Origin of the sequence: Streptomyces sp. NBC_00354 (assembly GCF_036106915.1) — a bacterium.
In the GTDB taxonomy this organism is placed as follows: Bacteria; Actinomycetota; Actinomycetes; order Streptomycetales; family Streptomycetaceae; genus Streptomyces.
In genome coordinates this window covers 4,639,199-4,650,000 of sequence record NZ_CP107983.1, presented here as the reverse complement: position 1 = coordinate 4,650,000, position 10,802 = coordinate 4,639,199, and the positions used below count along the sequence as shown (strand labels likewise).

General features: G+C 62.9%; 6 protein-coding genes, 3 rRNA genes and 2 pseudogenes. 2 read left to right on the top strand and 9 right to left on the bottom strand.

Translation table 11 applies throughout. From position 1 onward, the window contains the following. Window positions 1-284: 284 nt before the first annotated feature. Window positions 285-466: pseudogene (locus OHT74_RS21210) on the top strand (IS110 family transposase); the annotation flags it as partial. Here the strand turns inward: OHT74_RS21210 and OHT74_RS21205 are convergent. The 9 genes and pseudogenes from OHT74_RS21205 to OHT74_RS21165 all read right to left on the bottom strand — a co-directional run bounded on the left by OHT74_RS21205 (window position 447) and on the right by OHT74_RS21165 (window position 9,356). Next, window positions 447-677, bottom strand: a complete 231-nt coding sequence (locus tag OHT74_RS21205) for a hypothetical protein (RefSeq protein ID WP_266665938.1) — start codon at window positions 675-677, stop codon at window positions 447-449. The pseudogene OHT74_RS21210 and the gene OHT74_RS21205 sit on opposite strands and share 20 nt — an antisense overlap. 168 nt (window positions 678-845) lie before the next feature. Beyond that, a pseudogene (locus tag OHT74_RS21200) lies at window positions 846-1,320 on the bottom strand (helix-turn-helix domain-containing protein); the annotation flags it as partial. A 182-nt stretch (window positions 1,321-1,502) separates the two neighbouring features. After that, a complete protein-coding gene (locus OHT74_RS21195) occupies window positions 1,503-1,886 on the bottom strand; it encodes a hypothetical protein (protein ID WP_328621066.1) in 384 nt (127 codons plus the stop codon). Between the two features lie 482 nt (window positions 1,887-2,368). Beyond that, window positions 2,369-2,659, bottom strand: coding sequence for a hypothetical protein (locus OHT74_RS21190; RefSeq protein ID WP_266665936.1), 291 nt, complete (start codon window positions 2,657-2,659; stop codon window positions 2,369-2,371). Further along, a complete protein-coding gene (locus tag OHT74_RS21185; protein ID WP_328621065.1) occupies window positions 2,656-3,012 on the bottom strand; it encodes a DUF6247 family protein in 357 nt (118 codons plus the stop codon). Before OHT74_RS21185 ends, OHT74_RS21190 begins: the two co-directional genes overlap by 4 nt. A 112-nt stretch (window positions 3,013-3,124) precedes the next feature. Then, window positions 3,125-3,241: ribosomal RNA gene (rrf, locus tag OHT74_RS21180) — 5S ribosomal RNA — on the bottom strand. A 78-nt stretch (window positions 3,242-3,319) separates the two neighbouring features. After that, window positions 3,320-6,443 (bottom strand): 23S ribosomal RNA (locus tag OHT74_RS21175). A gap of 284 nt (window positions 6,444-6,727) precedes the next feature. Further along, a 16S ribosomal RNA gene (locus tag OHT74_RS21170) occupies window positions 6,728-8,252 on the bottom strand. Together the 16S, 23S and 5S rRNA genes form the textbook arrangement of a ribosomal RNA operon. 567 nt (window positions 8,253-8,819) lie before the next feature. Further along, a complete protein-coding gene (locus tag OHT74_RS21165) occupies window positions 8,820-9,356 on the bottom strand; it encodes a MarR family winged helix-turn-helix transcriptional regulator (protein WP_030292304.1) in 537 nt (178 codons plus the stop codon). A gap of 112 nt (window positions 9,357-9,468) precedes the next feature. On the opposite strand from OHT74_RS21165, the gene OHT74_RS21160 reads away from it, so the two are divergent. Continuing rightward, window positions 9,469-10,764 carry an MFS transporter gene (locus tag OHT74_RS21160; RefSeq protein ID WP_266665933.1) on the top strand — a complete coding sequence of 432 codons (1,296 nt, stop codon included), beginning with the start codon at window positions 9,469-9,471 and terminating at the stop codon, window positions 10,762-10,764. Window positions 10,765-10,802: the final 38 nt, after the last annotated feature.

The window sequence follows — 10,802 nt, the reverse complement described above, 5'->3', positions numbered from 1 at the left end:
CTTTTCCACCGGATTTCCCGGCTTCAGATTCCTGGATGAGGAGTCGAGTACGCACCCACAGAATTCGATTCCAGGGTGCGAGGGGGCTTGCTGGTTGGCTGCCGAACTTGTCCAGTTCCAGGCAACCGCTCAACCCTACAACTGGCCCTCCGGGGTGTCAAAACGAGCACCCGCAGAGGTCATGACCAGCGTCTTCAGCGATCATCGGGCCCGGCAGCGCCATGGGCTCGCCGCCCCCTGCTGTTGACGACGGGGGGGGCACCGGGCCCGGGGGGATCGACAGGCCGGGTGAGCCCAAGACCGATGCGAGGGACGTGCTCGTCATCGTGGACGCCGCCGCGCGATGCCCCGCATACGGCCGGCCATCCGACGGCGAGGACGAGACGCTCGCGAGCTGGAGATGACCGTCGGCTTCGACGACGACCTGGTCGGCGAGGCCACCAGAGTCACCAACCGGCTCTACGGCCCTGCTCCCGGATCGCCGCGAGCCGAGAGGCGGCGCCGGTGACTCCGACGACGTGAGCCGTCTCGTCTTCGTCGAGGTAAGCCAGACGGCTCCCAGAGCGCTCGACGGTCCAGCCGAGGCTGTGGCCGGCCGTGTATTTCTCGACCTGGTGCTCCTTCACCGCCTTGCCGCTGACGTTCTCCTCGACCACGTAGCCGTCACCGAGCCGCACAGGGCCGAGCGGACGCTCGCATACGAATGACAGCAGGATCCACCGCCCTGACGGCGCGTGCTACGCGGCTGCCCCGGCTTGGTCGTCGCCCTTGGCCTGGAGGCGGAGGTCGACGACCAGCAGCCGCGGGGCCTAAGGGAGTTGCAGAAGGTTGGTCTCGTGCAGGCGGTAGGCGCCGTCCGCGATCACCGTAGTCCCGGCCGCCGCGGCCGGCAGGTCCGACTCCCGCCAGACGTGGGCATCAGCCTTGTTCCCCGGCGCCGGCCGAGCGCTCGCGATGGCCAGGCGGGTGTCGGCGTCGAGCCGAGAACCGGTAGCTGCGGGAGGATGCGGCGACCTGCCGATCGCAGACCGGGATCAGAGTTCCGTCCACGATCCACAACCGCTCGACATCGGCGACCCGCCGCGGCGCCGGCTCCAGTGCGAGCAGCGGACGGAGGCGTTGGCTGACCCGGGAGATGGTGGCCGGGGAGATCCCGAAAAGAGGGGCGAGCTGCCGCATCGTGAGGTTCGAGCGGTAGTACACCGCCACCATCACCACCCGGTCCGCCAGCGGCAGGCACCACGGCCGACCACCCCCAGGCCCGTTCCCGCCCCGCTCCCGCAGCACCTTCACCAGCTTCGCCAACCGGTCCATCCGCATCCGCAAGCCGGTGAACGTCTCCTCCCACACCAGCTCAGCCCGCAACACCCCACCGCTGCGCCGGCCTTCGCCTCGTGCCTGTTCGTCCCGCGCGATGTGCGGCCACCTGTGCCGGTGCGGGATCCAGGCCGTCATTTCCCCAGCCCGCTGACCAGGTGGCAGCAGGTGCGGCCCGTCGTCCGTCAGTACGGTCTGGCCTCGACTGCCGGAGCCGGGGGCGATTGTCGGAGGGATGGTGCGGACGGCTGCGTCGGGCCGGAGAGTGCTCCGGCGAGGATGAGCCCGAAGCCGAGCAGGTGGAAGGGCAGCGTCATCGCGGTGAGCACATGGGCGGCCATGTGGGTCCCGACGACGCGCATGAGCGGTTCCAAGCCCAGAGTCATACCGAGCGTGGACACGATCGGCCCGGGCAGCATCACCAGGCAGCCCGCCATGGCCAGGCGAGCATTGCGCCCTCGTCGGCGGATCGCCCGGGCGGCTGCGAGGGCTCCCACCAGGGGTACGAGGATCTCGACGGCAATGAGGAGCAGGCCGACGAGGCCGGCGGCCATCTGGTCGTCGTGCAAGGGACTCCATCCCAGGATCGTGCGCACGTGGACGACGTGCGGCGCGAAGATATCCGGCCCGGTGCCGGCACGTACAACGGATGAGCAGCTGGGGGCCGGCGCGAGTGACCGGTCCACCGGCTCCGGCATGTCCACGGGGAACCGGGAAGGATGGTCACTGCCCCGTGCAAAGGGCCATGGCCTGCCGAGCCGCCACTCCAGGCGATCTCACAGCCAGCTCTGAGAGACAGTCCCCACTCCAAACGGTGCGTCAACGCACTGGGCTGCCGGAGACGCTGAGGATGAGGGTGCGGGCCGCCCCGCCCGTACGCGCCGAGGAGCAACCGCCCGTCCAGCTGGGCCGGTAGCGGTCGCGGTGTGCTGCCGTCACTCGGGTGGGTGAGCCGTCGCCATCGGGTCGTCCGGGTCCCCGTGTCCGCGATCGGCCAGTCACCGACCGGCAGGCTCCGCTCCGGGTCGGGACGGACTCGGTCGCCCGGTGATCAGAGGTTGACGCGCTTCAGGTAGACGCGGTTGCGGTGGGGAATCGTCTGGTACCAGAGCATCAGGTGCTCGTCCTCGTACGTCCGCAGCCGCATGGGGCTGGGGTCTTCGTAGAGGCTGCCGTCCTTGGGGTCGATGCCCATGGACGCCAGGTCGACCAGGCCGTCCATCACGGCGCCGACGGTTCTCTGGTGCTCGGCGGCCATGTCGCCGAGGACCCACTGGCGGCTGGGATCGCATTCCCATGCCCAGCCGCCGTCGTTCTCCAGGCCTTCGCCCCGCGGGGTCACTGACCGATCTCGCGCTGGGCCTCGCCGAGGATGCGGCTGCTCGTTTCCATGGCTGCCCGGAACTCGGCTTCCGTGGCGTCCGGGTTGCCGGCGGTACGTTCGGCCTCGAGCAGCGCTGCCGAGCGCGCGGGCCAGCGGTGGATGGCCACGTGCGTCGCCCACTTGATCAGGAAGAAGCGGAGCGGGTTGATGGCGCCCGTCTCGGCGGCGCGGTCGAACGCCGCATGGCACTCCCTGTCGAACTCGGCGAGGTGCGGCATGTCGATCCGGCGCACTGCGTCCCGCAGGGCTTCGCGCGTCATGGCCGGCTGGGGGATGAGCGGACCGTCGTCTTCGAGGTGCTGTGCTGTCATCGTGCCTCCAGGGGAACGCTGGCCCCACGATACCGAGGGGCTCTGGCAGAAGCTCCCTGAACGCAGAAAAGCCCCGTACCGGATACCCGGTACGGGGCTTTCTACAATGATTGTTCGGCGGCGTCCTACTCTCCCACAGGGTCCCCCCTGCAGTACCATCGGCGCTGAAAGGCTTAGCTTCCGGGTTCGGAATGTAACCGGGCGTTTCCCTAACGCTATGACCACCGAAACACTATGAAATTTGAACATGCTGGTGTTGACACAGCTGTTCGTTATTTCAGAACTAACACAGTGGACGCGAGCAACTGAGGACAAGCCCTCGGCCTATTAGTACCAGTCAGCTCCACCCGTTACCGGGCTTCCACATCTGGCCTATCAACCCAGTCGTCTACTGGGAGCCTTACCCTCTCAAGGAGGTGGGAATACTCATCTTGAAGCAGGCTTCCCGCTTAGATGCTTTCAGCGGTTATCCCTCCCGAACGTAGCCAACCAGCCATGCCCTTGGCAGGACAACTGGCACACCAGAGGTTCGTCCGTCCCGGTCCTCTCGTACTAGGGACAGCCCTTCTCAATATTCCTACGCGCACAGCGGATAGGGACCGAACTGTCTCACGACGTTCTAAACCCAGCTCGCGTACCGCTTTAATGGGCGAACAGCCCAACCCTTGGGACCGACTCCAGCCCCAGGATGCGACGAGCCGACATCGAGGTGCCAAACCATCCCGTCGATATGGACTCTTGGGGAAGATCAGCCTGTTATCCCCGGGGTACCTTTTATCCGTTGAGCGACGGCGCTTCCACAAGCCACCGCCGGATCACTAGTCCCGACTTTCGTCCCTGCTCGACCCGTCGGTCTCACAGTCAAGCTCCCTTGTGCACTTACACTCAACACCTGATTGCCAACCAGGCTGAGGGAACCTTTGGGCGCCTCCGTTACTCTTTGGGAGGCAACCGCCCCAGTTAAACTACCCATCAGACACTGTCCCTGATCCGGATCACGGACCGAGGTTAGACATCCAGCACGACCAGAGTGGTATTTCAACGGCGACTCCACCCCAACTGGCGTTGGGGTTTCAAAGTCTCCCACCTATCCTACACAAGCCGAACCGAACACCAATATCAAACTATAGTAAAGGTCCCGGGGTCTTTCCGTCCTGCTGCGCGAAACGAGCATCTTTACTCGTAGTGCAATTTCACCGGGCCTATGGTTGAGACAGTCGAGAAGTCGTTACGCCATTCGTGCAGGTCGGAACTTACCCGACAAGGAATTTCGCTACCTTAGGATGGTTATAGTTACCACCGCCGTTTACTGGCGCTTAAGTTCTCAGCTTCGCACGCCCGAAAGCGCACTAACCGGTCCCCTTAACGTTCCAGCACCGGGCAGGCGTCAGTCCGTATACATCGCCTTACGGCTTCGCACGGACCTGTGTTTTTAGTAAACAGTCGCTTCTCGCTGGTCTCTGCGGCCACCCCCAGCTCACGGAGTAAATCCGATCACCAGTGATGGCCCCCCTTCTCCCGAAGTTACGGGGGCATTTTGCCGAGTTCCTTAACCATAGTTCACCCGAACGCCTCGGTATTCTCTACCTGACCACCTGAGTCGGTTTAGGGTACGGGCCGCCATGAAACTCGCTAGAGGCTTTTCTCGACAGCATAGGATCATCCACTTCACCACAATCGGCTCGGCATCAGGTCTCAGCCTTATATGAGGGACGGATTTGCCTACCCCTCGGCCTACACCCTTACCCCGGGACTACCACCGCCCGGGCTGGACTACCTTCCTGCGTCACCCCATCGCTTACCTACTACAAGTCTGGTTCGTCGGCTCCACCACTTTCCTTTCCCCGAAGGGTCCGGAACGGCTTCACGGACTTAGCATCGCCTGATTCGATATTGGGCGTTTCAAAGCGGGTACCGGAATATCAACCGGTTGTCCATCGACTACGCCTGTCGGCCTCGCCTTAGGTCCCGACTTACCCTGGGCAGATCAGCTTGACCCAGGAACCCTTAGTCAATCGGCGCACACGTTTCTCACGTGTGTATCGCTACTCATGCCTGCATTCTCACTCGTGAACCGTCCACAACTAGCTTCCGCTGCTGCTTCACCCGGCACACGACGCTCCCCTACCCATCACAGCGGGCGTTGGCCCTATTGCTGCAATGACACGACTTCGGCGGTACGCTTGAGCCCCGCTACATTGTCGGCGCGGAATCACTTGACCAGTGAGCTATTACGCACTCTTTCAAGGGTGGCTGCTTCTAAGCCAACCTCCTGGTTGTCTCTGCGACTCCACATCCTTTCCCACTTAGCGTACGCTTAGGGGCCTTAGTCGATGCTCTGGGCTGTTTCCCTCTCGACCATGGAGCTTATCCCCCACAGTCTCACTGCCGTGCTCTCACTTACCGGCATTCGGAGTTTGGCTAAGGTCAGTAACCCGGTAGGGCCCATCGCCTATCCAGTGCTCTACCTCCGGCAAGAAACACACGACGCTGCACCTAAATGCATTTCGGGGAGAACCAGCTATCACGGAGTTTGATTGGCCTTTCACCCCTAACCACAGGTCATCCCCCAGGTTTTCAACCCTGGTGGGTTCGGTCCTCCACGAAGTCTTACCTCCGCTTCAACCTGCCCATGGCTAGATCACTCCGCTTCGGGTCTAGAGCGTGCAACTCAATCGCCCTATTCGGACTCGCTTTCGCTACGGCTTCCCCACACGGGTTAACCTCGCTACACACCGCTAACTCGCAGGCTCATTCTTCAAAAGGCACGCAGTCACGACCCATTGGGTAAACCCAATGAGCGACGCTCCCACGGCTTGTAGGCACACGGTTTCAGGTACTATTTCACTCCGCTCCCGCGGTACTTTTCACCATTCCCTCACGGTACTATCCGCTATCGGTCACCAGGGAATATTTAGGCTTAGCGGGTGGTCCCGCCAGATTCACACGGGATTTCTCGGGCCCCGTGCTACTTGGGAGATGAGCAAGCAAGCCGCTGATGTTTCGTCTACGGGGGTCTTACCCTCTACGCCGGACCTTTCGCATGTCCTTCGACTACATCAACGGTTTCTGACTCGCCGACCGGCCGGCAGACCGATCAAGCTCATTCCCACAACCCCGCATGCGCAACCCCTGCCGGGTATCACACGCATACGGTTTGGCCTCATCCGGTTTCGCTCGCCACTACTCCCGGAATCACGGTTGTTTTCTCTTCCTGAGGGTACTGAGATGTTTCACTTCCCCTCGTTCCCTCCACACTGCCTATGTGTTCAGCAGTGGGTGACAGCCCATGACGACTGCCGGGTTTCCCCATTCGGACACCCCCGGATCAAAGCTCAGTTGGCAGCTCCCCGGGGCCTATCGCGGCCTCTCACGTCCTTCATCGGTTCCTGGTGCCAAGGCATCCACCGTGCGCCCTTAAAAACTTGGCCACAGATGCTCGCGTCCACTGTGTAGTTCTCAAACAACGACCAGCCACCCATCACCCTGCCCTCACAAGGAGAACAAGTTCACTGGGGCCGGCACTGAAGACATGACCTCACGGCCGTACCTTCAGGACCCAACAACGTGCCAGGCACGATCCCCTCCACTTCACTGTGTTCCACGCCGAAGCAGTACTTACAGAGAGTTTTGGAAACCGTGCCAACTAATCAACGTTCCACCCATGAGCTGACCGTGCAGAACGTTTGTCTGCAATCGGTACTGTGCTCCTTAGAAAGGAGGTGATCCAGCCGCACCTTCCGGTACGGCTACCTTGTTACGACTTCGTCCCAATCGCCAGTCCCACCTTCGACAGCTCCCTCCCTTACGGGTTGGGCCACCGGCTTCGGGTGTTACCGACTTTCGTGACGTGACGGGCGGTGTGTACAAGGCCCGGGAACGTATTCACCGCAGCAATGCTGATCTGCGATTACTAGCGACTCCGACTTCATGGGGTCGAGTTGCAGACCCCAATCCGAACTGAGACCGGCTTTTTGAGATTCGCTCCACCTCACGGTATCGCAGCTCATTGTACCGGCCATTGTAGCACGTGTGCAGCCCAAGACATAAGGGGCATGATGACTTGACGTCGTCCCCACCTTCCTCCGAGTTGACCCCGGCGGTCTCCTGTGAGTCCCCATCACCCCGAAGGGCATGCTGGCAACACAGGACAAGGGTTGCGCTCGTTGCGGGACTTAACCCAACATCTCACGACACGAGCTGACGACAGCCATGCACCACCTGTATACCGACCACAAGGGGGGCACTATCTCTAATGCTTTCCGGTATATGTCAAGCCTTGGTAAGGTTCTTCGCGTTGCGTCGAATTAAGCCACATGCTCCGCCGCTTGTGCGGGCCCCCGTCAATTCCTTTGAGTTTTAGCCTTGCGGCCGTACTCCCCAGGCGGGGAACTTAATGCGTTAGCTGCGGCACCGACGACGTGGAATGTCGCCAACACCTAGTTCCCAACGTTTACGGCGTGGACTACCAGGGTATCTAATCCTGTTCGCTCCCCACGCTTTCGCTCCTCAGCGTCAGTAATGGCCCAGAGATCCGCCTTCGCCACCGGTGTTCCTCCTGATATCTGCGCATTTCACCGCTACACCAGGAATTCCGATCTCCCCTACCACACTCTAGCTAGCCCGTATCGAATGCAGACCCGAGGTTAAGCCTCGGGCTTTCACATCCGACGTGACAAGCCGCCTACGAGCTCTTTACGCCCAATAATTCCGGACAACGCTTGCGCCCTACGTATTACCGCGGCTGCTGGCACGTAGTTAGCCGGCGCTTCTTCTGCAGGTACCGTCACTTTCGCTTCTTCCCTGCTGAAAGAGGTTTACAACCCGAAGGCCGTCATCCCTCACGCGGCGTCGCTGCATCAGGCTTTCGCCCATTGTGCAATATTCCCCACTGCTGCCTCCCGTAGGAGTCTGGGCCGTGTCTCAGTCCCAGTGTGGCCGGTCGCCCTCTCAGGCCGGCTACCCGTCGTCGCCTTGGTGGGCCATTACCCCACCAACAAGCTGATAGGCCGCGGGCTCATCCTTCACCGCCGGAGCTTTCAACCCCCGCCCATGCAGGCAGGAGTATTATCCGGTATTAGACCCCGTTTCCAGGGCTTGTCCCAGAGTGAAGGGCAGATTGCCCACGTGTTACTCACCCGTTCGCCACTAATCCACCCCGAAGGGCTTCATCGTTCGACTTGCATGTGTTAAGCACGCCGCCAGCGTTCGTCCTGAGCCAGGATCAAACTCTCCATGAATGTTTACCGGTAATCCGGTGCACACACACGTTGAGCGGGCCAGTCATGGTCGGAATAAGACCGACTGACCACTGCGTCCTCGCTGTGTAATTGCCTGCAAGCATCACGGCGAACCGCGACCTCACAGGTCTTTTTCAAAGGAACCTCATCCACCGAAGTGGACGGGGTATCAACTTCTGGCGTTGATTTTTGGCACGCTGTTGAGTTCTCAAGGAACGGACGCTTCCTTTGTACTCACCCTCTCGGGCTTTCCTCCGGGCTTCGTTCTTGCGTTTCCGACTCTATCAGATCCTTTCGGGCCTGACCCCCAGTCAGCGGGGTTTGTCTTCCGGGCTGTTGGGCCCTTCCGACTCCCTGAACTCTAGTGGATTTCCCGGTCGATTCATAATCGGCCTTCGGAAATTAATTCGGGCATGCCGAATTCGTTCCCGGTGGGAGATCGTGCTGAGTTGGGTGCCGCAACGAGGCGGCGGGATTCGTTGTCGCCAAAACCTTCCGGCTCAGGGACAACTCGAAGAACCTTACGGACCCGCGGGGTCGGTGTCAACCCCGCAGTTGGCGGGCCCGTCAGCTGGGCGACTGGAGGTCCTCCACGCGGTCGAGCAGCCGGGTGAGCATGTCGCCCAGCACGCCGCGTTCCGCAGTGGAGAGGTCTTGGAGGAGGTCCTCCTCGAAGACCGTGGCCGCCCGCATGGCGTCGAGCCACTTGCTGCGGCCCTCGTCCGTGAGTTCCACGATCACGCGGACGCGGTTGGACTCGTCCCGCTCGCGCGTCACCAGCCCCTCCGCCGTCATGCGGTCGATCCGATGGGTCATCGCCGCCGGCGTGAGGCCCAGCTGCTTCGCGAGCTCGCTCGGGCCCATCCGGTACGGGGCTCCGGAGATGACGAGGGCCTTGAGGACCTCCCACTCCGCGTTGCTGATGCCCAGTGCGGCGGTCTGGCGTCCGTACGCGACGTTCATGCGGCGGTTCAGCCGGCTCAGTGCCGAGACCACCTTCTCGACCTGGGGATCGAGGTCCTGGAACTCGCGCTGATAGACGGCGATCTGCTCGTCGAGGCTCGGCTCGTGGACGGGCGCAGTGCCGTCGGGGGTGTCACCCATGGTTCGAAGTATCGCATGAGCCCGTTGGCGTCTAACTCCTTCGATGTGTAGAGTTAAGGATCGAAGTTTAGCTATGAAGTCTTCGGACTTCAGTTCTTAAGGCAGGTGAGAAGTGACCAAGGTGATGGGCGCTGCGATGCGGCGGATCCAGGCCGGCAACGCGTTGACCGCGTTCGGCATCGGTTTCACGGTTCCGTTCCTCTACATCTACGTGGCGCAGGTGCGAGGTCTGGGCTCCATGGCGGCCACGAGTGCGTTCGTGGCCTTCGCCGTGAGTGCCCTGGTCGCGCTGCCCCTCACCGGTCGGGTCATCGACCGCCGGGGTCCCGTCCCCGTGGTCATCGGTGCGGCCGTCGCCGCGTCGGCCGGCGCCCTGTCGCTCGGGCTCTCCACCGGCATCGTGCCGATCCTGCTGTCCGCCCTGGCGCTCGGCGCCGGGCAGGCCGTCATGCAGCCGGCGCTGGCCACGATGATCGTGTGGTGCTCGACCCCGGGCACCCGGACGCGCGCCTTCGCCCTGCAGTTCTTCATGCAGAACCTGGGCCTGGGCATCGGCGGCCTCATCGGCGGCCAGATCGTCGACGAGAGCCGGCCCGCCAGCTTCACCCTGCTGTTCGGCATCGAGGCCGTGATGTTCCTGGTCCTGGCCGGCGTCATCCTCACCGTGCGGATGCCGCACGCGCCGAGCATCAAGGACGCCGTGCCGCGGGACGAGTCCCGGGCGGGCAGCGCGTGGAAGCGGCTGCTCGAGCACAAGGCCATGGTCAAGCTGCTGGTGCTGGGCTTCGTGATCTTCTTCGCCTGCTACGGGCAGTTCGAGTCCGGGCTCGCCGCATTCGGTACCGAGGCGGCCGGGATCTCCCCGTCCACCCTCGGCTTCGCGCTGGCCGCCAACACCGGCGCGATCGTCGTGGCGCAGTTCGTCGTGCTGAAGCTGGTCGAGAGGCGCCGCCGGTCCCGCGTGATCGCGCTGGTCGGCCTGATCTGGACCGTCGCGTGGGTCATCGCCGGCTTCTCGGGCCTCGGGCACGGCAGCGCGATGATGGCCGCCGCCGCGTTCATCACGACGTACGCGCTCTTCGGCATCGGCGAGGCGATGCTGTCGCCGACCCTGGCCCCGCTGGTGGCCGACCTGGCGCCGGAGGGCTCCGTGGGCCAGTACAACTCCGCCTTCGCGCTGGTCAAGCAGATGGCGCTGGCCCTGGGACCGCTGGGCGTGCCGCTCGGTGCGGGGGTGCCGATGCTCTACATCGGGGTGTTCGTCGTGGTCTCCCTCGGGATCGCGTTGCTGGCGCTGCGGCTCGGCAAGCAGCTGAACCCGGTGCAGGACAGGCCGTCGCTGCTGAAGGGCGAGGCGGTGCCGGCGGTGGCCGTGAAGGTCGCCGAGCCGGAGCGCGTGCCCGTGTAGGAGATACGTGCCCGCGTCGGAGATATGAGGAAGGCCCG